The sequence below is a fragment of the Aliiroseovarius crassostreae genome, from assembly GCF_001307765.1.
Taxonomy (GTDB): domain Bacteria; phylum Pseudomonadota; class Alphaproteobacteria; order Rhodobacterales; family Rhodobacteraceae; genus Aliiroseovarius; species Aliiroseovarius crassostreae.
Genome location: NZ_LKBA01000009.1, coordinates 14,083 through 38,426, shown reverse-complemented (window position 1 = coordinate 38,426; position 24,344 = coordinate 14,083). Strand labels below are relative to the sequence as shown.

The following is a 24,344-nucleotide window of genomic DNA, read 5'->3' as shown; positions in this document are numbered from 1 at the left end:
AGCGGTGCTTTGTGTCGGGACATGTGAAAAACGACTCCTGCGGTCGGAAATCGCCTGACAGGGGGCAGGGTGGGGCGCTATGTGAGAAGGGCGAAACAGGAGAAGAGACATGGCATTGGCATTGGGCGTGGATACGGGCGGCACCTATACGGATGCGGTTCTGATCGAAGATGAAAAGACGGTGATTGCCGCCGCCAAATCCCTGACCACGCGCCACGATCTGGCTGAGGGAATCGGTCTGGCGGCGCAGGCGGTGTTTGCGGAGGCTGGGGTGTCGCCCAAAGATGTGACACTCGCGTCGCTTTCGACCACGCTGGCCACCAATGCCCTGATCGAAGGGCAGGGCGAGCGGGTGGGGCTTGTCCTGATCGGTTTTGACGAAAAGGACATGGCGCGCAACGGGCTTTCCGAGGCGATTGGGGACGATCCTTTTGCGCTGGTCGCGGGCGGCCATGACTATGCCGGCAATGAGGCGGCCCCGTTGGATGAGGCGGCGCTGGTGGAATGGCTGGAGGCGCATGGTGATGAGGTGTCCGCCTTTGCGATCGGCGCGCAATTTGCCACCCGCAATACCGGGCATGAGCGGCGGGTGGCGGAGATCATTCAAGACCGTCTGGGCAAACCGGTCAGCTGCTCGCACCACCTGTCGGCCAAGCTGGGCGGTCCGAAACGCGCCCTGACCGCCGTGTTGAATGCGCGGCTGATCGGCATGATCAACCGGCTGATCACGCGGGCGCAGGCCCGGCTGGCTGAACTGGGTGTGGATGCGCCCTTGATGGTTGTGCGCGGGGATGGCGCGCTGATTTCGGCGGAGTTTGCGCTGGAGCGCCCGATTGAGACCATCCTCTCCGGTCCGGCGGCGAGCATTGTTGGCGCGCGTTGGATGACGGGTGTGGCCGAGGCGCTGGTCAGCGATATTGGCGGCACCACCACCGATGTGGCGCTGCTGCGCGATGGGCGCCCGGCGATTGATCCCGATGGCGCCCGCGTTGGCCCCTATCGCACCATGGTCGAAGCGGTTGCGATGCGCACCACCGGCCTGGGCGGAGACAGTGAGGCGCATCTGGTGAAAAGTGGCCTTGAGGGCCAGATCACCCTTGGCCCGCGTCGCGTCCTGCCGGTATCCTTGATTGCCACAGAAGCCCCTGATTTGGTGCATAAGGTATTGGATACACAGCTGAAAAGCACTTATCTGGGGGAGCATTTTGCCCGTTTCGTGCGCCCTGTGAAAGGGGCGCTGCGCACCGGGTTGAGCACGCGGGAAACCGGGCTGCTGGACCGGATCGGGGAGGAGATTCACGCGCTGGGGGAGGTGCTCTCCTCGCGGTTGGAATATATGGCGCTGCGCCGCCTGATCGAGCGCGGGCTGGTGCAGATTTCGGGCATCACCCCTTCGGATGCGAGCCATGTTCTGGGGCTGAATGCGGCCTGGGACCGGGCGGCGGCGGAAAAGGCGCTGGTGCTGTTTGGCCGCCAGCGCACCGGGGCGGGCAAGGTGCTGACGCAATCCGCCGAAGAGGTGGCGCGGATGATCATTGATCAGCTGACACACCAGACCGGGATCGCGCTGCTGGAAAGCGCCTTTGCGCAGGAAGAGGATGGGTTTGACCTGTCGCCAGAGGAGCTGGCCCGCCATGTGCTGACCCAGCGTGGGCTGGGCGCGCATCGTGGGCTTGTGCGCATCGACACCGGTCTGAACCTTCCGGTGGTGGGGCTGGGGGCGTCGGCGCCGACCTATTACCCCGCCGTTGGCGCGCGGCTGGGCTGTGAGATGAAACTGCCGCGCCACGCCCATGTGGCCAATGCCATTGGCGCGGTGGTGGGGCGGATCACCATTCGCCATAGCGCGAGTGTGACAAGCCCCTCCGAAGGCAAGTTCCGGGCGCATCTGGAACAGGGACCCGAGGATTTCCCTTCCGCTGATGCGGCCATGGCCCGGGTGGAAGAGCTGTTGTTGGTGCAAGCGCAGGCTGAGGCGGAAGCGGCGGGGGCGGAGGGGATCCACACCCGGGCAGATCGCAATATCCGGACCGCCACAATTGATGGGCGCGAGGTGTTTTTGGATGCGGATGTGAGTGCCGAGGCTTCGGGGCGCCCCCGGATTGCGGTTTGACGGGAGGGGCGCTGCCCCTCGACCCTGCGGGTCTCACCCCGAGGTATTTTCAGCAAGAAAAAGAGGGCCGGGAGCCGCATATGGGGGGCTCCCGGTTTTTCATGTGGTGGACGGTTTAGCTCGCTTGCGCGAGCAGGGAGGCATTGCCACCGGCTGCGGTGGTGTCGATACAGATGTGACGCTCCATCAGGCAGCGTGGACCGAAATCCTCGTCCGTGATCAGTGCCACCAGCGCACCGCTGCGGGCGGCGAGCGCACGGCGCATGTCGCGCAGGGGCGCCTCTTCTGCCCAGGACACCACGCCGTCGATCCCGGTCAGCGCGGTGAGGCTTGCGGGATCCAGTGTTCCGTCCACCGCGTGTTCGCCCGAGGCGCCGGGGGCAATGATCACACTGGTGCAGCCATGGGCCCGGGCAATTTCGGCCTGTTCTTTTGCGGCGGCCAATGTGGGGCCGGTGCAGAGGAACAGCCCGCGACCATAGACGGACAGCATGTTGCTTTCGCCGGTTGGGCCGGGCAGGGCGTCGCAGGTCAGGGCCCGCCGGGCGGGGCGGGGGGCTGCGTCAATTGCGGCCTGCAGGCGGGCCAGATCCACGGTTGATCCTGCCTCGGCGGCGAGGGTGCGGCTGTCGGGTTGGGTGAAGCGGGGCACGTAGTTCGGGCCGCCTGCCTTTGGGCCGGTGCCGGAAAGGCCCTCGCCCCCGAAGGGTTGAGATCCCACGATGGCGCCGATCTGGTTGCGGTTGATATACATATTGCCGACATTCAGCTGCGAGGTCACCTGTTCGACCCGATCGTCGATGCGGGTGTGCATCCCGAAGGTCAGCCCGAACCCGGTGGCGTTGATGGCGGCCACCACGTCGTCGAGCTCATCGGATTTAAAGGTGGCCACATGCATGACCGGACCGAACACTTCTTTTTCCAGATCGGCAATGCCGGAGACGGACAGAACGGTGGGGGCGATGAAGGTGCCGTCTTGCGGGGTGTTGAGTTCCTTCAGCAGGCGACCGTCGCGCCGCGCGGCCTCGATATAGTCCTGGATCTCGCGCCGGGCCCCTTCGTTGATGACCGGGCCGGTGTCGGTGGACAGGTTCCAGGGGTTGCCGACCACCAGTTCGTCCATTGCGCCATACAGCATCTTGAGGAACGGGGAGGCCACATCTTCCTGCACGTAAAGCATCCGCAGGGCTGAGCAGCGCTGGCCGGCGGATTGGAAACTTGAGGCCACGATATCCTTGATCGCCTGTTCGGGCAGGGCGGTGCTGTCGACGATCATGGCGTTCAGCCCGCCGGTTTCGGCGATCAGCGGGGCGCCGGGGGCGACGCCTTCGGCCATGGCGCGGTTGATGGTCTGGGCGGTGGCGGTGGAGCCGGTGAAGCAGACGCCTTTGATGCGCGGATCCGAGGTGATGCGCGCGCCGACAACCGATCCGCGACCGGGCAGGAGTTGCAGGGCTGAGACTGGCACGCCGGCCTCATGCATCAGCTGCACGGCGCGGGTGGCGATGATGGCGGTGGGTTCAGCCGGTTTTGCCAGCACGCCATTGCCTGCTGCCAGGGCTGCGGCAATCTGGCCCGAGAAGATCGCCAGTGGGAAGTTCCAAGGTGAAATGCAGGCCATCACCCCGCGGGCGGGCAGTTTCTGTTCCAGACCCCGCGCTGCGTAATAGCGCAGGAAGTCGACCGCTTCGCGCAGCTCGGCAATGGCATCCATCGGCGTTTTCCCGGCTTCGCGGATGAGGATGGCAAAGATTTCGCCGAAATGTTCTTCGTAAAGATCGGCGGCGCGGTTCAGCACCTCGGCGCGGGTGGCGGCATCCGCATCCCAGGGGGCGGCGGCGTTCAGCGCGGTTTCCACATCTTTGGCGGAGACCTGAGTGACCTCGCCCAGCACGTCTGAAGGGTTGGCGGGGTTGATCACCTTATGCGCGCTGTCCCCTTCCACATCGCCTGCGATCAGCGGGCCCACGGCCCAGGTTTTGGTTTTGAACGGGGTGCGGGCGGCCACAATATCGGCCAGGTCGTCTTCATCATGCAGATCCCAGCCTTTCGAGTTGACCCGTTCCGAACCGAACAGGTTTGCAGGCGTTTTGACCGCGGCGTTCTGCCCCCCTGCGCCATAGGCCTCAAACGGGTCGGCGGCGACGGTTTCGGCGGGCACGTCTTCGTCGACGATCTGGTTCACGAAAGAGGAGTTGGCGCCGTTTTCAAGCAGGCGGCGCACCAGATAGGCCAGGAGGTCGCGATGGGCGCCGACCGGGGCATAGATGCGGCAGCGGGTGCCGTTTTGTTTCAGCACAATGTCGTGCAGGCTTTCGCCCATCCCGTGCAGGCGCTGGAATTCAAACGATCTGTTGTCGCCGGCCATCTGCAGGATCGCGGCCACGGTGTGGGCGTTGTGGGTCGCAAATTGCGGGTAGATCCGGTTGGTCATCCCCAACAGCTTGCGGGCGTTGCAGATATAAGAGATGTCGGTGGCAAGTTTGCGGGTATAGACCGGGAAGCCCTTCAGCCCTTCGACCTGCGCGCGTTTTACCTCGGTGTCCCAATAGGCCCCTTTCACCAGGCGCACCATGATCTTGCGATCCAGATCTTCGGCCAGTGTATAAAGCCAGTCGATCACTTGGGCGGCGCGTTTGCCATAGGCCTGCACCACCACGCCAAACCCGTCCCAACCGGCCAGCGAGGGGTCGCGCAGCACGGTTTCGATCACATCCATCGACAGTTCCAGCCGGTCGGCCTCTTCCGCGTCGATATTGAAGCCCATCCCGGCGGCCTTGGCCTGTTGGGCCAGTTTTAGCGTCACCGGCACCAGCTCGCTCATCACCCGGTCGCGCTGTCCCACTTCGTAACGCGGGTGCAGGGCGGACAGTTTGATCGAGATGCCCGGATTTTCACGAATGTCACCTGAGCGGCATTCCGCGGCCAGATTGGCAATCGCATCGGAATAGGCGGTGAGGAAGCCCTTGGCGTCTTCGGCGGTCAGCGCCGCTTCGCCCAGCATGTCATAGGAATAGGTATAGCCTTCCTTTTCCTTCTTCTTGCCCCGCTTCACGGCTTCTTTGATGGTTTCCCCCAGCACGAACTGCGCGCCCATCTCTTTCATCGCGCGGCCAACAGCCGCCCGGATCACCGGTTCACCCAGCCGTTTCACGGCGCCCTTGAGCGTGGCAATCACCCCTTCGCCTTCTTGTAAAACCTTGCCGGTCAGCATCAGGGCCCAGGTCGAGGCATTGACCAGAGAGGAGGAGGATTGGCCAAGGTGCTGGCCCCAGGACGAGGGGGCGATCTTGTCTTCGATCAGCGCGTCGATCGTATCTGCATCGGGCACGCGCAGCAGCGCCTCGGCCAGGCACATCAGGGCGACGCCTTCGCTGGTCGACAGGCCATATTCGGCCAGGAACACTTCCATCAGCCCCGGATCGCTGTGGCCGCGAATGTCCTCGACCAGCCGGGTGGCGGCATTGCGGGCCATGGCGCGCTCGGCGGCGCTGAACGGGTGGGCGGCGGTCAGGTCGGCCAGCACGGCACGCTCGTCGCGCAGGTGATTTGCGCGCAGGGTGGAGCGGATATGGGTCAGCTTGGTCATTGCGGTCCTCGTGAGAGTGGGCCGTGTCAAAGGTCGGCGGGGTTTCTAGGTTGGATAAGTGTAGCGTAGAACAAAAAGGCAGAATGCCTAAAGTGATTGAGTTTGTGGCCCAAGGGACCTATTTTGCCGTTCAGAATGGGTCAAAGGATATGAAGAATGGCTGAAAATGGGAATCTCGACCGATATGACCGGGAAATATTGAAGATTCTGTCGGGGGAGGGGCGCCTGCCGGTGACCGAGCTTGCAAACCGGGTGGGCCTGTCCAAGACACCGTGCCAGCTGCGCATGAAGCGCCTGATGGCTGAGGGGTATATCCACGGCTTCAAGGCGATGCTGGATCCAGAGAAGCTTGGGCTGGATCAGGTCGTGTTTGTCGAGGTGGAGTTGACGGATACAACCGAAGCGGCGCTGAGCGCGTTTAATGCGGCGGTGCAGGCGGCGCCTGAAATCGAACAGTGCCACATGATTGCCGGGGCGTTTGATTATCTGCTGAAGCTGCGCACGCGCGACATGCAATCCTATCGCACCATTCTGGGAGAGGTGATTTCCGGCCTGCCTTTTGTGGCCAGCACCTCGACCCATGTGTCGATGCAATCGGTCAAGGACGAAGCCTTCTGACCCAGAGGGGGTATTTGAAATGAAACAGGTAAAATGAAACAGGGGGACGCATGCGCCCCCCTGCCGTGTTCTGTTGTCCCGTCGGGATATTGAGCGGGATCTTAGAAATGGACCGATTTCGCGGTGCTGGGCACGTCTTGCGGCGGGGCGAATTTGGTCAGGTCGATACCGTCCACGGCGGCCTTGTATTCCTCAAGGGTCGGGGTGCGGCCAAGAATGGCGGACAGGACCACAACCGGGGTCGAGGCGAGCAGGCTTTCGCCTTTCTTCTCGGGCAGGTCGGCCACGACGCGGCCCTGGAACAGGCGGGTTGAGGTGGCCAGCACCGTATCCCCTTTTTCGGCCTTTTCCTGGTTGCCCATGCACAGGCTGCAGCCCGGACGTTCGAGATAGAGAATGTTCTCATACTCGGTCCGTGCCTGGGTTTTCGGGAACAGGTCGTCAAACTCGAAGCCCGAATATTTCTGCAAGATCTCCCAGTCGCCTTCTTCCTTCAGCTCATCAATGATGTTGTAGGTCGGGGCCGCCACCACAAGCGGGGCCTTGAAGGTGACAGAGCCATGGATCTTTTCGAGGTTCTTCAGCATCTGTGCCACGATCTTGATGTCGCCCTTGTGCACCATGCACGAGCCGACAAAGCCCAGATCCACGGTCTTTTCTGCGTTGTAATACGAGATCGGACGGATCGTGTCGTGGGTGTAGCGCTTGGACACATCGTCGTTGTTCACATCCGGGTCAGCGATCATCGGCTCAACGATCTGGTCCAGATCCACCACAACTTCGGCAAAGTATTTTGCGTTGTCATCCGGGGTCAGGGCAGGATTTTCGCCCGACTTGATCTCGGCAATGCGCTTGTCCGCTTTGTCGATCAGGCCCTGCAGGGTCTGGCCTGCATTGTCCATGCCCTTGTCGATCATGATCTGGATGCGCGACTTGGCCAGTTCCAGCGACCCGATCAGCGTCTCGTCATTCGAGATACAGATCGAGGCTTTCGCCTTCATCTCGGCGGTCCAGTCGGTGAAGGTGAAGGCCTGGTCAGCCAGCAATGTGCCGATATGCACCTCGATGATGCGGCCCTGGAACACGTTGTCGCCATGTTGCTGCAGCATCTGGGCCTGGGTGGCGTGCACCACGTCGCGGAAATCCATGTGATCGGCCATCTGACCTTTGAAGGTCACTTTCACCGATTCCGGGATCGGCATGGCGGCCTCACCAGTGGCCAGCGCCAGCGCCACGGTGCCGCTATCTGCGCCAAAGGCCACGCCTTTGGACATACGGGTGTGGCTGTCGCCGCCGATGATCACGTCCCAGTCATCCACGGTGATGTCATTCAGCACCTTATGGATCACGTCGGTCATGGAATGATAGACGCCTTTCGGGTCACGCGCAGTGATCAGGCCAAAATCATTCATGAACTGCATCAGTTTCGGAATGTTGGCCTGTGCCTTCTTGTCCCACACAGACGCGGTGTGACAGCCTGACTGATAGCCCACGTCAACCGACGGGGAAATCACGGTGGCGGCCATCGCCTCGAGTTCCTGCGCGGTCATCGGGCCGGTGGTGTCCTGCGACCCGACAACGTTCACCTTCACCCGCACATCCGAACCGGCATAGAGCGTCTTGCCGGGGGTGGTGCCGCGGGCGTTACGGTTGAAGATCTTCTCAACCGCGGTCAGGCCCTGACCTTCGATCGAAATCTCTTTCGACGGTGCGTAAGCGGATTTCAGTTCCTGCCCCAGGGCTTCGGCTGCAAATGTCTGCAGTTTCTTGCCGAAGACCACGGCGTAAGAGCCGCCAGCCTTCATGAATTCGAGCTTCTGCGGGGTGAAGGAGGCAGACACGTCGGTCAGTTCGGTGCCGTCCGCATCATAGAGTTTCTTGGTTTTGGTGTTGATGGTCAGCACCTTGCCGGTTTCCACCGAATAGGTCTGTTCCAGCACCGGGTCGCCGTTTTCATCCAGAACCGCATTGCCATCAGCGTCGGTCTTCTTGACCCAGTTTTTCAGGTCGATGCCGATCCCGCCGGTCACGCCAACAGTGGTCAGGAAAATCGGCGAGATGCCGTTGGTGCCGGCCACAACCGGGGCGATGTTGATAAACGGCACATAGGGGCTGGCCTGCTTGCCCATCCACAGCGCCACGTTGTTGATCCCGGACATACGCGAGGATCCCACACCCATGGTGCCTTTTTCCGAAATCATCATCACGCGCGCATCGGGATGCGCCTTTTGCAGGGCGCGGATCTCGTCCTGCGCTTCGGGGGTGATGAAACACTGGCCGTGCAATTCGCGGTCAGCGCGCGAATGCGCCTCGGCGCCCGGCGACATCAGGTCGGTCGAAATATCCCCTTCGGCGGCGATATAGGTGACCACTTTGATCTCTTCTTCCACCTCGGGCAGCTTGGTGAAGAACTCAGCCTTGGCATAGCTTTCCAGGATGTCCTTGGCCACGGCATTGCCGGCCTTGTAGGCGTCTTCCAGACGGTCAGTATCTGCTTCGTAAAGGAAGACCTGCGTTTTCATGACCTCAGCCGCCTGAGCGGCGATGGCGGCATCCTCTCCCAGAGCCAGGTCCAGAAGCACATCAATCGACGGGCCGCCCTTCATGTGCGACAGCAGTTCAAAGGCGAAATCCGGGGTGATTTCGGCCACGCTGGCCGTGCCCAGAATGATCTCTTTCAGAAAGGCCGCTTTCACACCAGCGGCAGAGGTGGTGCCGGGCAGGGTGTTGTAAATGAAGAACTTGAGGCTGTCTTCGCGGTGTTCGTTGCCGGTGTCCTTGATCTGTTCGATCAGCTCGGCAACCAGGTCACCACCGTCAATCGGCTTGGGGTTCAGGCCTTGGGCCTTACGGGTTTCGATCTCGGTCAGATAGTCGGTATACAAGCTCATGACGATCCCTACGCGTTAGAGTTTGGTTTCAGCTTTCGACGCCGGGGCAGAGCAGAATCTGGCGGGCCGGGGGAAGCTAGCTATGGGTGATATATTTCAGCATACATTTGTATGCAACCCCTTTTGCCCTGAAAATTAAGGGCAATCCCAAAGATATTTCCCCGAGATTTCCCAGTAATCCCCCCGAGGCCCTTCTGTAATCCTCCTGCGATCCAACTGATAAATTCCAGATGGAGACCTGGTTGAAGGCCATAACGAATCCCCGGCAACATAGGGCAGGGCGGGTGCTCTGTCACCTGTCCGTCTGGTCCATGGGCGGGTATTGCCAAGTTGTTTGTCCTATCTGGTTGCTGTAGGTGGTTTTCATGAAAATTCCGCCTGATATGCCGCGCCTTAAGGGCTTTCGTCTTCCCCGTGAGATCATCGCCTACGCGGTCTGGGCGTATCACCGCTTCGCCTTGAGTACGGCGGATGTTGAGGATCTTCCGACCGCGCCGCTGTCAACTCAACGCAGCTTCATACCGCCACGCCCGCACCGATGCTTTCAACCTCTGGGCTGACTACACCGCCGAAATGGCGGCATGAGACATGCCTTTGCCTGTCCTTCGCAATCTGCCCTAAACAACTTGGCAATACCAGACATTGCGCTTTATGCCACTTCAAAGGCCGGGTTGATCGGCCTGACCAAAACTCTGCATTGGAAATCGCCCCCGAGGTTCGGGTGAATGCGGTTTGCCCGGACAGATCGAAACCAGAATGATGACCAAGACCCTGAAGATTACTGGTCGCCACACGCTTCTGGAGCCGAGGATACCCAGCGGGCGCCTGGGACAAGCGAAAGATATCGCCGGAGTGGTGCTTTGGCTTATGCTTCCGGCTTCACGGGGCTCCAGAGGCGCAGGTCTGTGTCGGCCTCGTAGCCCTTGCCATTCGGGAAACTGACCAATTCCAGCTGCATCCCCCACGGCGTCAGGAAATACACCCAGGTCTGACCTGCCGATGGCCCCTCATGGCGCACGACCGGATCGCCGAGGATCTCAACCTCATGGGCGCGCAGCCAAGTCAGGGTCGCGTCGAAATCGTCAGAATAAAAGGCCAGATGATGACCGCCGACATCGCTGTTTTTCGGCGGTTCGGCGCGCTGGTCTGGTGCATCATACTCGAATACCTCGAAATTCGGCCCATGCCCGCAGCGAAAGAACCGCAATTTCTTCATGACGGTGCGCGGGTGGATATTCAGCTGACGTGTCATCCAGTCGTTGTCGAACTTGAAAGGCCCCAGATCATAAAATTGCTCGCAGCCGAGCACATCGACGAAAAAGCGCGTGGCCTCATCAAGGTCGGGTACGGTGAAGCCGATATGCTCGACCCCGCGAAGTCCTGGCACTTTTGTCTTACTCATTGCTTTCCCCTCGGTCTGCGGGCTGTCGCGCATGATCCTGATCGGTGCCTTTTGGGGCCTGTTCAGTCCCGATCCCGGTGGGGTAACGCACCGCAGTCGTGAATTCCGGTGTCTCGTGCAAGCACCAGTAAAGATCCTGCACGGCGCGGGTCAGGGCGCCCGGAGTTCCCTCGCCCACAGCTTGTGCGTCGATCTTCGTGACCGGCATGATCCCGCCTGCGGTGCTTGTCACGAAGACTTCGTCGGCGGTCTCAAGCTCTGTCCGATCGACGGGGCGGACCTCGACGTTCAGCTGCAACCGGTCCGCCGTTTCAATGACCGTCCGGCGCGTCATTCCTTCAAACAGGTTGGTATCCGGGGTCGAAAGGGTGTTGTTCTTGACGACAAAGAGGTTGAAGCCGGCACCTTCCGTCAGCTTGCCATCGGGTCCGGGATGGACCGCAATCAGCGCCTCGCGCTCATAGGCCTCCAGAATGCCTGCGGTCAGATCCAGCCAGTGAAAGTTCTTGATCCGCAGATCGACCGCCCTGGAGGAAATCCGTTCGTTGGAAGCCACAATCATGTGGACACCGGTTTTCTGCTGCTCGGGGGTTGCGATCCAGACAAAGGGCTGCGCGAAAGCGGTGAACCGGTTCTTGCACTCTTTCGGGTTTCGTGACCCCGAGGGCGGCACTCCGCGCGTGCAGGTCATCTGGACGTAAGCATTACGCAAGCCGCTGCGGGCAACGCATTCGTGCAGCACATTTTTGACCTGCTCCGGGGTCTCATCAATGGACATCCCAAGGGCCGCGATCGACGTGAAGAAACGTTCGACGTAATCGTCCAGGCGAAAGAACCTGCCATTCCAGACATGGGTCACATCATATGTCGCGTCCGACCTGACGAAGCCGCGATCCAGCATTGAGATGACCGCGTTTTGCAACGGCACATATGTCGTACCATCATAGGCGATGCCCTGCCCTTGCGGCGCGGGGTCGGACCCGGGTGTCAAAAACGTCATGATTGCACCTTGGCGATTACGACATCGGTGGCATCACACCCCATCGGGGCATCATCAAACTGTGACTTTATTCTTTTACCAATCATCTTTCCCCCACGTGACAGCGAGTCTGCATTTCTTTCGGCGCTACTTTGCAGGACTCTTATTTTATATTTTATAAATTGTAAATATTCTGCAAGCAGCAGTGCTTTGAACCTTATGGCCGCGGACATCAGGTGAGGGTGAACTGGCGCTTAAAAAAGAAAGATCAGGATAAAGGGATCGGGCATCCCTATTCGACCCGACAAACCTTGGGGTGTAGAAAACTGATAATTTATCAGTTACCAACGAAGTCACGCGACAAGCCGAAAGTGCTGCGCCAAAGACCTGTGAAAGCGTAGTGGGCCCATGAGCCACCTACATTAAATCCATTGAGGCCCGCAGTTGAGTATTGGAAACCCTATTACACCCGATCAAGCGCCCTCTTCTTCCGGCACACACCGTATATCCGGCGCGGCACCCAACAAGATCTCTAAAGGAAGCCTGTCGTTGCGTGTCTATCAGGTTCTTCGAACCGGCCTGTTGGAAGGGCAGTATGCCCCAGGGCAACGGATGATCCTGCAAGACCTTGCCGATCAGATCGGGACATCCATTACCCCCGTTCGCGAAGCCTGCCTGCGCCTTGTCAGCGAGGGGGCTCTTGAATACAAATCGGGCCGGTTCGCACAGGTCCCCGAGTTGACCAAGGATCGCTACCGGTCGGTCATTCTGGTCAGGACGCCGCTGGAGGAGCTGGCGGCGAGACTGGCCGCCGAAAGGATATCACCGCAGGAACTCCAGACCCTGAAAGAGGTGAACGAAACATATCAATCCTCCCGCCTTCCCGAACAGCGCGGCGCGGCCTATCGCAGCAATATCGAGTTTCACTTCGGGGTATATAAGGCGTCACGAGAGGAGACCCTTGTAAGCCATATCGAGCAGCTTTGGGTCATGATGGGTCCAATGCTGTCGCGATATTTCGAAGGCGCGATTGAAACCTATCGGGGCGATGATGTGCATGACAAGGTGATTGACGCTCTTGCCAGACGGGACAGCGACGCCGCCGAAAAATGGATCTCCGCAGATATCGACCAGGGACGAAACGCGTTTCTGCAAACACTTGAGGCCAACGCCCCGGACCTTGAAGGGCAGAGCGTTAGGCGATGAGGGTCGCGGCGTTGTGAGGGGCACGAAACCTACGGCCCAAAGCCCCTTTCCCCCAATAAGAGCCGTCTCTATTTCGGCAGGCTTGCGACGTGTTTCTTAACCTCTTCGCTCAAAGTGTCTTTGAATATTCCTGCCGCCATACCAAGGGGGCGCGACTTCCTGTGAACCAGATAGCACCCGATCTTGACCCGGCTTCCGGGAACCCGGAGTTCACGGATCGACCCTTTGCCCTCCCAGAATGCCGCGAAGGCCAGCGGGACAAATCCCAGATAACGTGAAGACAGGATCAGCAGGATCCGGGACAGAATGGTTGGTGCGGAGGCTTGAAAACTGAGGCCAGACAGGAAGTTTCTAAACTCCTCGGTTTGCGTGACGCCGGTGCGGACAAAACTGTAGCGCTGCAAAATCTCATATGACAACTCTGCCTCGGGTATGTTGAACAGCGGGTGATCGGCACCACAGAAAAGCCCCATCTCTTCTTCAAACATCGGCATGAGGTTCAACGCATCACTGCTCCGAATTAACCCGGTGAATCCAAGGTCAGCATTGCCTTCCAGAACAGATTCCAGAACGCGATCAGGGGCGGTCATCCGGATCTTCAGGTCTAGTTGAGGATAATGTTCGTTCATCTTGGCGATGGTCGACGCGATGGGCTGTTCCATTTCAAAGATGAAACTGTCGTCGATCATCACGCTGACTTCGCCCTCAAGCCGATGCGACGCGGACCCGACAAAATCCGAGAACCGGTTGATTTCGGACATCAGCTGTTCTGTCGCCGTGTGGATCAGGCGACCCTGTTCGGTCAGCGCAAACCCCGATCTGCCACGCTCGCACAAGCGCACCCCAAGCCGCTGTTCCAGCTTGGATAATCCGATACTGATCGCTGACTTGCTTTTGTTCAGGCGCGGCTCGGCCGCTGTGATGCCGCCTGCGGCCACAATTTCCATGAACTCGCGCAGCAAGGACACATCAACGTCCGAAAGATTGCCGCTAAAGGGCGAGCGTTGTCGCATGGAATGACCTTTACTCTGATCGTTTGTTTCGTTTTGTTTAACTTAAGTCATCAAATTTGAAATTTATAGCCTAACTTTCACGGTATAGACCCTCCATTCAGAAACCAAAGGGGGGGCAATGCAAAGTTCGGGCAACACATACGATGTGACAATTATTGGTGCGGGGATCGTCGGACTTGCGACTGCTCATTTTTTGCACCAATCCGCACCGGATCGGAAAATTGTCGTCATCGACAAGGAACCTGGACCCGGCCTGCATCAAACCGGACATAATTCCGGCGTCATTCATGCCGGAATCTATTATGCGCCCGGCAGCCTCAAGGCCAGGCTATGCACCGCCGGTGCCAAGGCTACAAAAGACTTCTGCGACACCCATAAGATCGCGTATGAGAATTGCGGCAAACTGATTGTTGCGACCGACGCGTCAGAAATACCCGCATTGGACGAATTGGAACGCCGCGCCACCCAGAACGGGCAGGTTGTCCAGCCGGTGAGCCGCGAAGAGCTTGCCGAGCGCGAACCCATGGTGCGCGGCGTGCGCGCGCTGTTTTCCCCAGCCAGCGGTATCGTTGATTATGGCGAGATTTGCCGGGTGCTGCACAGGACGTTAGAAAGCTCAGGTGTGGATTTCCTGTTCGGTCAGGCCGTCACAGGGCTTGAGGAGCGCACGGATGAAACCGTGGTGACCACATCTGGCGGCGCCCTGTCAACACGTCTGGTGGTGGCCTGCGCCGGGTTGCAGGCGGACCGTATCGCGGCCCTGTCCGGGGTTGCGGATGACTTTCGCATCATCCCTTTTCGCGGCGAATACTATCGGGTCGCAGACCGCTCAAAGGTACAGGTCAACCACCTGATCTATCCTGTGCCGGACCCGTCCCTTCCGTTTCTTGGCGTTCATCTGACGAAAATGATCGGCGGCTATTCCACAGTTGGCCCCAATGCGATGTTTTCGCTGGGTCGGGAAACCTATGCGGGCAACCGGCCCGATTGGGCGGATCTGGGTCGGTCGCTGGCGTTTCCCGGGTTTTGGAAACTGATGGCGCGCAGCCTGCGGCCTGGCCTTCATGAGCTTAGCGGATCGCTGCTGAAATCCGTCTACCTGAAACGATGCCAGAAATACTGCCCGGATCTGAAGCTCGAAGACCTTGAACCCTATGAACCCGGGATCCGCGCCCAGGCGGTCGGTGCCGATGGCAAGATGATCGACGATTTCCTGCTGCGCGAAACGCGCCACTCGATCCATGTCTGCAACGCCCCGTCGCCCGCAGCGACCTCTGCCTTTCCGATCGGAGAGGAGATCGGCGCGCGCGCCCTGAAAAAACTCAAAGAATAAATTCACCATCCAAGGGAGGAAAATATGAAACTTGGAACCAAACTGATGGGCGGCATTGCCCTGACAACAGTGATGGCGGCCAGCGCCGCACAGGCACGTGACCTGACGGTCATCAGCTTCGGCGGCGCCTATCAGGAGGCACAGCGCAAAGCTTACTTCGAGCCTTATATCGCCGAACACGGCCCGCTGCGTGATGAGGCCTATAATGGCGAGCTGGCCAAGATCAAGGCCATGGTCGAAACCGGCGACATCACCTGGGATGTGGTGCAGATGGAAGGGCCCGAACTGGAGAACGCCTGTGACGAGGGTCTGATCGAGCGCATCGACTGGGATCGCCTCGGCGGCAAGGAACAGTTCATCGACAGCGCGCCTATGGGCGATTGCGGCGTGGGCACCATCGTCTATTCGGTGATCCTGGCCTATGACACGTCCAAACTGGGCGATGACGGCCCGCAAAGCTGGGCAGATTTCTGGAACGTCGAACGCTGGCCCGGCAAGCGTGCGTTGCGCAAATCCGCCAAGTTCACGCTGGAAACCGCACTCATGGCTGATGGCGTTGCCGTAGACGACCTCTATGACGTGCTCTCCACGCCTGAAGGTGTCGAGCGCGCCTTCGCCAAGCTTGATGAGATCAAGGACCATATCCAGTGGTGGGAATCCGGTGCCCAGCCGCCGCAATGGCTGGCTGCGGGCGATGTGGTCATGACCAGCGCCTATAATGGCCGCATTTCCACTGCCGTATCGGAAGGTCAGGATTTTGCCACCGTGTGGGATGGCCAGATCTATAACCTTGATGGCTGGGCGATTGTCAGCGGGACCGAGAACATGGATGCCGCCTATGATTTTGTGAACCTGACCAACCAGCCCGAGCGGCAGGCGGTTCTGTCCAACACCATCCCCTATGGCACGATCCACCCGGCGGCCGGGGCTTCTGTGGCACCCGAGGTCAAGTCGCAGCTTCCGACGGCACCGGAAAATCTGGGAAATGCGCTGCATCAGAGCACCGACTTCTGGATCGACCACATCGAAGAGCTGAACGAGCGGTTCAACAACTGGGCCTCCCAGTAATCCCGTAAACCGCTCTCAAGGGCCGGCTGATCTCTCCCCTAGGCCGGCCCACGAAACCCGTCGAACCAAAGGCCCAATCATGACCTTTCTTTCTTCCCCCGCCGACGCGGGATCCCTTCAGGCCAGGCCGGCGGCATCAGGCCTAAAGCGCGAATTGGCCCGCGCAAACCGACGCAAAACACGTTCTGCCGCGCTTTTGGTCCTGCCCCTGCTTGCATTGGTAATCGTGTTCTTCGCCCTGCCAATTCTCGGATTGTTGACCGGCGCAGTGCATAGTCCGACTTACGCTGATAATTTCCCCCGCTCCGCAGAACACCTGCGCGCGGATGCTCCGTTTGACGAAGCCTTCTACGAAGCCTTGTTTCAGGATATCCGCGAAGCAGACGAGGCCCGCACCACCGGCAAAGTGGGGCGTAGGCTTAATCAGGATCAGCCGGGTTTCTCCACCATGCTGAAAAGCGCCAGCCGCGCCAGCCGCCGCACAACCCCGGAACCGGGCACATTCGCCGATTGGTTCGCGGAGCGCGATGACCGCTGGACCGACCCCGAATATCTGGCTGCCATGCGTCGTTCGGCACAGCCAAACACCGATTTTTACCTGCTCAAATCGCTGGATCTGGAACGTGATATCGAGGGCAATCTGGTCCGCGTGGATCCCGATCAGGCACTTTTCGTCAATGTTTTTCTGCGCACATTGCTGATCAGCCTCGCCGTGACATTGATCTGCTGCGTGCTGGGGTATCCGCTGGCCTGGTCGCTGGTGCAGGCAAGCCCGAAATGGCGCAACCTGATGCTCTTGGGCGTGCTCTTTCCCTTCTGGACATCACTGCTGGTGCGCACGGCGTCCTGGGTCATCGTTTTGCAAAAGGAAGGGCCGATCAACTCTGCGCTTCAGGGCCTCGGCCTGATCGACGCGCCGCTGACGCTGGTCTTCAACCGCTTCGGCGTCCTGATCGCACTCACTCACATCCTTCTGCCGTTTCTGGTTCTGCCGCTTTACAGCGTGATGAAGGCCATCCCGCGCGACTACATGCGTGCGGCCAAAAGCCTTGGGGCGCGACCGGTTTATGCCTTCCTCACCGCCTATTTCCCCCAGACCCTGCCGGGGCTGAGCGCAGGGGCGATCCTCGTCTTCATCATGTCCATCGGATATTATATCACCCCCGCCCTCGTCGGTGGCCCGAAGGATCAGATGATCAGCTATTTCATCGCATTCTACACCAACAATACGATCAACTGGGGGCTGGCCTCGGCGCTGGCGCTGAACCTGCTGATCGTCACGATGGTGCTCTATGCCCTGTATCAACGCATCACCGGCAATGGCCGCGTGTCGATGGGAGTGTAAGCCATGTTTGATCCTTCCCTGACCCGTGCCGAGAAATTGACCGTGCTGGCCACCTACGTTACCTCGGTCCTTATTCTGGGGTTTCTGGTGCTGCCCATCATCACCATCATCCCGCTATCCTTCACCCATGACAGCATCCTGAGCTATCCGGTCGAACGCTGGAGCCTGCGCTGGTACCGGGTGCTGTGGGAAAACCCGATCTGGGGCGAAGTGCTGAAGAACAGTCTGGTCATTGCTGCGGCATCGACGGTCGTGGCAACCGCCCTGGGCACGCTGGCGTCCATCGGCTTGACACGACGCCATTGCCCAGCTCCGGGCCTGATGACCGCGTTCCTGCTGACGCCCATGATCGTGCCGGTGATCATCACCGGGGTGGCCTCTTACTTCTTTTATACCAAACTGGGTCTGACCAATTCCTTTGCCGGCATGATCCTGGCCCACAGCATCCTTGGCACACCCTTCGTGGTCATCACCGTGACGGCCACCCTGCAAGGTTTCGACCAGAACCAGCGGCGGGCGGCCTATTCGCTGGGCGCGCGACCGTGGTTCGCCTTTACCTCTGTGATCATGCCGCAAATCGCACCGGGGATCCTGTCGGGCGCACTCTTTGCATTCATCACCTCGTTTGACGAGGTCATCGTCGCGCTCTTCATTGCGGGAACCGAGCAATACACCCTGCCCCGGCAGATGTTCTCGGGCATCCGCGAAAACCTTGACCCCACAATCGCCGCAGTGGCCACCGTGATGATCGCCGTTTCCATCGCGATCCTGGCACTGGCGCAATATGCCGCGGCACGCGGCCAGAAGAACGGATAAGAAAATGGACAATTTCGTAGAATTCGACGGCATTCAGAAGACCTATGATGGTGAAAACCTTGTCATCAAGGATCTGAACCTTTCGATCGCAAAGGGGGAATTTGTGACCCTGCTTGGCCCTTCGGGATCGGGCAAGAGCACGGCCCTGATGTTGCTGGCGGGGTTCGAGCCACCAACCCGCGGCACGATCCGGCTGAACGGCAAAACGCTCAATAGTGTCGCGCCTTTCAACCGCAACATCGGCATGGTTTTTCAGAACTACGCCCTGTTCCCGCATATGACCGTGGCCGAGAATGTCGCCTATCCGCTTCGTGTGCGTAAATTTGGCAAATCCGAGATTGAGGACCGCGCCCGAAAAGCACTCGATCTGGTTCAGCTGGGATCATTTGGCGCGCGTTACCCAAAGCAGCTTTCGGGTGGTCAGCAACAGCGTGTCGCCGTTGCGCGCGCCCTCGTCTTTGACCCGGAACTGGTCCTGATGGACGAACCCCTTGGCGCGCTCGACAAGAAGTTGCGCGAAGAAATGCAGGTCGAGATCAAGCACATTCACGAAAACCTTGGCATCACCATGGTCTTCGTGACCCATGATCAGGACGAGGCACTGACCATGTCCGACCGGATTGCTGTCTTCGAAGATGGCCGTATCCAGCAAATCGACAAACCGGCAACGCTTTACGAGCGCCCCGCCAACCAGTTCGTTGCCGATTTCATCGGCGAGACCAACATGCTGCCAGCAAGCATCGCAGAGCGCAGCGACACGGATGTCACATTGCATCTACCCACAGGCGAGGTGGTCCACGCGACTGCCGCCGGGGACGTGTCATCGGGCACAAGTGCCGTGTTGTCAGTGCGCCCGGAGCGGATGACCATCAACGCCACCGGTGCGGCAACCAATGCTCTTTCGGCAAAGCTGGTGGAAACCATCTATCACGGCGCCAGCGCGAAGATGATTTTCGAACTGACAGACGGCAGTCAGATTGTGACGCAACTTCGGGCTGGTAACCCGCTGGTCAGCATGGCCAAAGGAACACCTGCCCAGCTGTCGTTTGACAGCAAGGATGCCCGCGCCTTTGCAACCGCCGCCGCGCATATAGGAGCATAGGATATGGCAGAGATAAAAGCTGATCATCGCAAACCTATCGTCGCCGTGACCGGCGCAAGCCGTGGGATCGGCCATGCGATCGTCAGGCATTTTCACAATAACGGGTGGGAAGTCATCACTCTGGCGCGGACCCCGTTTTCTGATTACTGCCCCTGGGCCGATGGAATTGTGCGGCACATCGAGGTGGACCTGTCAAAAGGTCAGTCTATTTTGGATGCCGCCGCACATCTGCGCCGCTTAATCGGCGGTCGCGGCCTGAATGCCCTGGTCAACAACGCCGGCATCTCGCCCAAAGGGCCGGCGGGCGGGCGGATGAATGCCCTCAACACCCCGATCCAGACCTTTCTGGATGTGCAGCATGTCAACCTGGTGGCCCCCCTGATGCTGTGCCAGGAACTGATGGAGCCGTTGCGGCAGGTCAGAGGATCGGTCGTCAACGTTTCCTCTATCGCTGCCCATCAGGTCCACCCCTTCGCCGGTGCGGCCTATGCCGTGTCCAAGTCGGGCCTCACGACCCTGACCCGCGAGCTAGCGCATGAGTTCGGCCATTCGGGCGTGCGGGTCAATTCGGTGGCACCCGGTGAGATTGAAACCGCGATCCTGTCGCCCGGCACACAAGAGATCGTCGACCGGGAAGTTCCGATGAAGCGCCTCGGTCGTCCCGAAGAAGTGGCAGAGGTGGTTCACTTCCTGGCCAGCACACAATCCTCCTATGTCACCGGCTCGGAAATCCCGATCAACGGTGGTCAGCACATCTAACACTGTACGAACAAGGCACCCCTATGAACGATAAGCAATTCCTCCCCAATTCCCCCGAGGCCCGCGACATCGCCTATCACTTCCACGGCTACACCAATGCCGCGGCACATACCGAGACCGGCCCGATGATCATCGAGCGCGGTGAAGGCATCTATGTCTATGACAGCGAGGGCACCCGCTATATCGAGGCGCTCTCCGGCCTCTGGAGCGCTGCGGTTGGCTTTAACGAACCGCGCCTTGCCAAGGCGGCGGCCGATCAGATGGCGAAACTGCCCTTCTATCACAACTTTGGTCACAAATCGCACGGGCCTGCCATTGATCTGGCAGAAAAGCTGATCTCGCTTGCGCCGGTGCCCATGAGCAAGGTTTTCTTCACCAACTCAGGCTCCGAGGCGAATGACACGGTGCTGAAAATGCTCTGGTATCGCTCGAACGCCATGGGCCAGCCCGAACGCAAGAAGGTGATCGCACGCCTGCGCGGCTATCACGGTGTCACCATCGCCGCCGGCAGCCTGACAGGTCTGCCGACCAACCATCGCTCTTTCGATCTGCCCATCGACCGGGTGCTGCACACGACCTGCCCGCACTACTGGAAAGACGGCCAGGACGGTGAGAGTGAAGAAGAGTTCGCCAGCCGCTGTGCCGCCGATTTGGAAGCCATGATCGAGGCCGAAGGCCCCGAGACCATCGCGGCCTTCTTTGCCGAGCCTGTGATGGGGGCGGGGGGTGTCGTCGTTCCCCCCAAGACCTATTGGGAAAAGATCCAGGCGGTGCTGAACAAATACGACATCCTGCTGGTCGCCGACGAGGTGATCTGTGGCTTTGGCCGCACCGGACAGATGTTCGGATCGCACACATTTGGGATGAAGCCGGATGTGATGATCATGTCGAAACAGATCACCTCCAGCTATGTGCCCTTTACCGCGTTCATGATGAACGATCGCTTCTATGCGCCCATCGCCGAAGAAAGCGGGCGGATCGGTGTGCTGGGGCACGGCTTTACCGGCGGCAGCCACCCACTGGGTGCGGCGGTCGCGCTGGAAAATATCGCGATCATCGAAGAGCGTGACCTGGTGGCCAAGGCGCGAACGATGGGGGCACGGTTCCACAAGAAGCTCGACAGCCTTCAGGATCACCCTTTGATTGGCGAGGTTCGCGGCGTCGGCTTTATCTCGGCGCTGGAACTGGTCAACGACAAGGCGACAAAATCCGTAACCGGACCGGTCGGCGCCCTGGGCGGGCTGATGAACGCTGCCATGCTGCGCAACGGGGCGATTTCGCGCAACCTGGGCGATGCGGTCGCCTTCTGCCCGCCACTGATCACCACCGAACAGCAGGTCGATGATCTGTTCGCCATCGTGAAGAAATCGCTCGACGACGTGACCCGGCTGGTCAAAGAAAACTAAGGAACGGCACCATGGGAAAACTGAATCTTATCGCCGGGGACTGGGTCCCCGGCACCGATTGGGCTGAGAATATCAACCCCTCGGACACAAGTGATGTGATTGGCCAATATGCTCGTGCCAGCGCGCAACAGACGCGTCAGGCGATCGCCGCCGCAAAAGCCGCCGCCCCCGCCTGGGCGCAATCCACACCCCAGTCACGCGCCGACGCGCTTGAGGCTGTCGGTGTCGAGCTGCTGGCGCGCAAAGAGGAACTGGGCGAACTGCTGTCGCGGGAGGAGGGCAAGATCCTCTCCGAAGGCATCGGCGAGGTGACGCGCGCGGCGCATGTCTTCAAGTTTTACGCACAGGAAGCCTTGCGGATTGAAGGGGTGTCCATGGCGTCGGTCCGCCCCGGTGTCCGGGTCGAGGTGCGTCACGAACCTGTGGGCGTCGTTGGGCTGATCACGCCCTGGAACTATCCCATCGCGATTCCCGCCTGGAAAATCGCTCCGGCCTTGGCCTATGGCAACACGGTGGTGTTCAAACCGGCAGACCTGACACCCGGCTGTGGCTGGGCCCTGGCCGAAATCCTGTCGCGGGCGGGTCTGCCTGCTGGCGTGTTCAACCTGGTCATGGGGCGCGGCAGCGTTGTTGGAGAAGAGATCGTGTGCTCTCCTGATGTGGCGGCGGTCTCCTTCACTGGCTCCGAACACACCGGTGCGGGCATTCGCGCCCGGGTGGCCGAACGCGGCGGCAAGGTGCAGCAGGAAATGGGCGGCAAAAGCCCCCTGATCGTGATGGATGACGCCGATTTGCAAACCGCCATCGACTGCGCCATTGGCGGCTCGGTCCTGTCGACAGGCCAGCGCTGCACGTCAAACACCCGGATCATCGCCACCCCCGGTATTCACGACGCGCTTGTCACCGGCATGGTGGATGCCGCACGCGCCCTGAAGGTGGGACATGCGCTAGACCCCGCTTCGCAGATCGGCCCCGCGGTGGACGACCGGCAACTGCAAACCAACCTCAAATACATCAGCATCGCCGATAGCGAGGGCGCCGAACGCTTGTGTGGTGGCGAGGTGCTTACCCGCGACACGCCCGGCTTCTATATGGAACCGACCGTTTACGCGAACTGCACAAACCAGATGCAGCACGTACGCGAAGAGATTTTCGGCCCGGTTGTCAGCGTTTTGAAGGCCGCTGACTATGATGAGGCGGTCGCGATCGCGAATGACAGCCCCTTGGGCCTGTCTTCGGGTATCTGCACAACCTCGCTGAAGTTTGCCGAGGACTTCAAGACCCGGTCCCAGGCCGGCATGGTAATGGTCAACTTGCCAACCGCCGGGGTGGATTATCACGTGCCCTTCGGCGGCCGCAAAGGCTCGAGCTATGGCTCGCGCGAACAGGGACGCGCCGCGCGTGAGTTCTTCACGACATCCAAGACCGCATACACCAGCTTTTGACGCCTTGTGGACCCCTGGAAGTTGCAATTTCCAGGGGTCCAACACCCACGGGCCGCCGTTTGGCAGTTCAGTCATAACTTACTTATTTTTAATATTAAAATTCCTAAGAAGTAAGCCACCACTCGTATTCGGCAGGTTGGTATCGAATTCACCCTCGAGGAGCGCAGCTGGCGTCATCACCTTCACCCGCGACGGGGCAGCCCTGACCTCGGGTTGGACCCTTCAGGCGCGGCAAGTCAGCTGGAATATTCCTGCATTGCATTTACGGGCCATCGCACATTCAAACAACTTGGCAATACCTTTCAACCTCTGGGCTGACTACACCGCCGAAATGGTGGCATGAGACATGCCTTTGCCAGTCCTTGACAATCAGCCCTAAACAACTTGGCAATACCGATTGGCGTCACGTATGAGCCCAGTGGCGCGCAGATTTTCCAGACGTACACTCATGTCATTTCTCCTCTTTCGCGTCTTCGCGGGTCAGAAAATGTAATATCTCTGACAATTGGCCTTCCAGCATGTGATTGCCTGGATGAATTGGCAGACCCCGCGTCTCGGCGGCCTGCAAAAGCGGCGTGATCTCAGGCTGCATGATGACCTCGGCCACCAAGGTGCCGGGGCTGAGGTTTTCCGGATCGAAGGGCAGGGCATCGTCGGGGTTCAGTCCCAATGAGGTGGCGTTGACCGCAATGTCATGCCCGGCGGGATCCGTGGTGGTGGTGAACGCCACATCGGGGAAATGTGCGGCCAGCCGTGCGACCAACGCCTCTGCCTTGTCCAACGACCGGTTGGCGACACTCAGTGCCGCGATGCCGCGTTCGGCCAGCGCAAAGGCAATCGCGCTCGCGGCGCCGCCGGCACCCGCCAGAAAGATCCGTTTTCCCTGAACGGGAATGCCCGCCTGTTCCAGACCACGGGCAAAGCCTTCGCCATCCAGCGTATCGCCGTAAAGCGACCCGTCCGCCCGGCGCCGGATGACATTGACGCTTTGCGCCGCCGCCGCCCTGTCGCTCAGCGCATCGCAAAGCGCGGGCACGGCGGTTTTGTGTGGCACGGTGACGACGGCGCCGGGGAAATTGCGCACCCCCGCGAGCCCTTTGATCACCGCGCCCAGTGCTTCGGGTGGCACTTCCAACGGAACAAGGACGGCATCCACGCCCTCGGCTTCAAATCGCGCATTCAGCGCCTGAGGTGTGCGAAGATGCGCGACCGGATCGGCGAGGATCGCCAGTGTTTTGGTATGTCCTGTGATCATTGCG

At 59.9% G+C, this 24,344-nt stretch carries 17 protein-coding genes and 1 pseudogene; 12 read left to right on the top strand and 6 right to left on the bottom strand.

The window, feature by feature from the left end:
* The first annotated feature begins 109 nt into the window (after positions 1-109).
* On the top strand, positions 110-2,113 hold the full coding sequence (locus AKJ29_RS11485) for a hydantoinase/oxoprolinase N-terminal domain-containing protein (RefSeq protein WP_055191016.1): 2,004 nt from the start codon (positions 110-112) through the stop codon (positions 2,111-2,113).
* Positions 2,114-2,228: 115 nt separating this feature from the next.
* On the opposite strand, the gene putA is transcribed toward AKJ29_RS11485, so the two are convergent.
* Positions 2,229-5,702: a bifunctional proline dehydrogenase/L-glutamate gamma-semialdehyde dehydrogenase PutA gene (gene putA / locus AKJ29_RS11480; protein WP_055191014.1), complete on the bottom strand. Its 3,474-nt coding sequence runs from the start codon at positions 5,700-5,702 to the stop codon at positions 2,229-2,231.
* 156 nt (positions 5,703-5,858) lie between these two features.
* Between putA and AKJ29_RS11475 the strand changes: the two genes are divergently transcribed.
* Entirely contained in the window at positions 5,859-6,320 is a 462-nt protein-coding gene (locus AKJ29_RS11475) for an Lrp/AsnC family transcriptional regulator (protein WP_055191012.1), read from the top strand.
* Positions 6,321-6,421: 101 nt separating this feature from the next.
* Here the strand turns inward: AKJ29_RS11475 and AKJ29_RS11470 are convergent, their stop codons facing one another.
* Complete coding sequence (locus AKJ29_RS11470; RefSeq protein WP_055191010.1) at positions 6,422-9,211, bottom strand: bifunctional aconitate hydratase 2/2-methylisocitrate dehydratase; 2,790 nt, start codon at positions 9,209-9,211, stop codon at positions 6,422-6,424.
* Positions 9,212-9,576: 365 nt separating this feature from the next.
* On the opposite strand from AKJ29_RS11470, the pseudogene AKJ29_RS19330 reads away from it, so the two are divergent.
* Positions 9,577-9,696 (top strand): annotated as a pseudogene (locus AKJ29_RS19330) (IS6 family transposase); the annotation flags it as partial.
* 380 nt (positions 9,697-10,076) lie between these two features.
* Here the strand turns inward: AKJ29_RS19330 and AKJ29_RS11465 are convergent.
* Positions 10,077-10,646 carry a VOC family protein gene (locus AKJ29_RS11465; protein WP_200909159.1) on the bottom strand — a complete coding sequence of 190 codons (570 nt, stop codon included), beginning with the start codon at positions 10,644-10,646 and terminating at the stop codon, positions 10,077-10,079.
* Entirely contained in the window at positions 10,606-11,613 is a 1,008-nt protein-coding gene (locus AKJ29_RS11460; RefSeq protein WP_055191005.1) for an aminotransferase class IV, read from the bottom strand. The genes AKJ29_RS11465 and AKJ29_RS11460 overlap by 41 nt, the downstream gene beginning before the upstream one ends.
* A 528-nt stretch (positions 11,614-12,141) precedes the next feature.
* Between AKJ29_RS11460 and AKJ29_RS11450 the strand changes: the two genes are divergently transcribed.
* The gene (locus AKJ29_RS11450) at positions 12,142-12,798 is read left to right on the top strand and encodes a GntR family transcriptional regulator (protein ID WP_161805407.1); all 657 of its coding nucleotides are present in this window, start codon (positions 12,142-12,144) and stop codon (positions 12,796-12,798) included.
* A 68-nt stretch (positions 12,799-12,866) separates the two neighbouring features.
* Here AKJ29_RS11450 and AKJ29_RS11445 read toward each other — a convergent pair whose 3' ends face one another.
* Complete coding sequence (locus AKJ29_RS11445; RefSeq protein ID WP_055191000.1) at positions 12,867-13,811, bottom strand: LysR family transcriptional regulator; 945 nt, start codon at positions 13,809-13,811, stop codon at positions 12,867-12,869.
* Between the two features lie 118 nt (positions 13,812-13,929).
* On the opposite strand from AKJ29_RS11445, the gene lhgO reads away from it, so the two are divergent.
* The 8 genes from lhgO (at position 13,930) to AKJ29_RS11405 (ending at position 23,085) form a co-directional block, all read left to right on the top strand.
* Positions 13,930-15,144: an L-2-hydroxyglutarate oxidase gene (gene lhgO, locus AKJ29_RS11440; RefSeq protein WP_055190998.1), complete on the top strand. Its 1,215-nt coding sequence runs from the start codon at positions 13,930-13,932 to the stop codon at positions 15,142-15,144.
* A 24-nt stretch (positions 15,145-15,168) separates the two neighbouring features.
* Complete coding sequence (locus AKJ29_RS11435; protein WP_175502278.1) at positions 15,169-16,212, top strand: ABC transporter substrate-binding protein; 1,044 nt, start codon at positions 15,169-15,171, stop codon at positions 16,210-16,212.
* A 79-nt stretch (positions 16,213-16,291) separates the two neighbouring features.
* Positions 16,292-17,557 carry an ABC transporter permease gene (locus AKJ29_RS11430; RefSeq protein WP_055190996.1) on the top strand — a complete coding sequence of 422 codons (1,266 nt, stop codon included), beginning with the start codon at positions 16,292-16,294 and terminating at the stop codon, positions 17,555-17,557.
* A gap of 3 nt (positions 17,558-17,560) precedes the next feature.
* Positions 17,561-18,373, top strand: a complete 813-nt coding sequence (locus tag AKJ29_RS11425; RefSeq protein WP_055190993.1) for an ABC transporter permease — start codon at positions 17,561-17,563, stop codon at positions 18,371-18,373.
* 4 nt (positions 18,374-18,377) lie between these two features.
* A complete protein-coding gene (locus AKJ29_RS11420) occupies positions 18,378-19,475 on the top strand; it encodes an ABC transporter ATP-binding protein (protein ID WP_055190991.1) in 1,098 nt (365 codons plus the stop codon).
* A gap of 3 nt (positions 19,476-19,478) precedes the next feature.
* Positions 19,479-20,234: an SDR family NAD(P)-dependent oxidoreductase gene (locus AKJ29_RS11415; protein ID WP_055190989.1), complete on the top strand. Its 756-nt coding sequence runs from the start codon at positions 19,479-19,481 to the stop codon at positions 20,232-20,234.
* 23 nt (positions 20,235-20,257) lie between these two features.
* Positions 20,258-21,640, top strand: a complete 1,383-nt coding sequence (locus AKJ29_RS11410; protein WP_055190987.1) for an aspartate aminotransferase family protein — start codon at positions 20,258-20,260, stop codon at positions 21,638-21,640.
* Between the two features lie 11 nt (positions 21,641-21,651).
* On the top strand, positions 21,652-23,085 hold the full coding sequence (locus tag AKJ29_RS11405) for an aldehyde dehydrogenase family protein (protein WP_055190985.1): 1,434 nt from the start codon (positions 21,652-21,654) through the stop codon (positions 23,083-23,085).
* A 451-nt stretch (positions 23,086-23,536) separates the two neighbouring features.
* Here AKJ29_RS11405 and AKJ29_RS11400 read toward each other — a convergent pair whose 3' ends face one another.
* Positions 23,537-24,340 carry a shikimate dehydrogenase family protein gene (locus AKJ29_RS11400; protein ID WP_055190983.1) on the bottom strand — a complete coding sequence of 268 codons (804 nt, stop codon included), beginning with the start codon at positions 24,338-24,340 and terminating at the stop codon, positions 23,537-23,539.
* Positions 24,341-24,344: the final 4 nt, after the last annotated feature.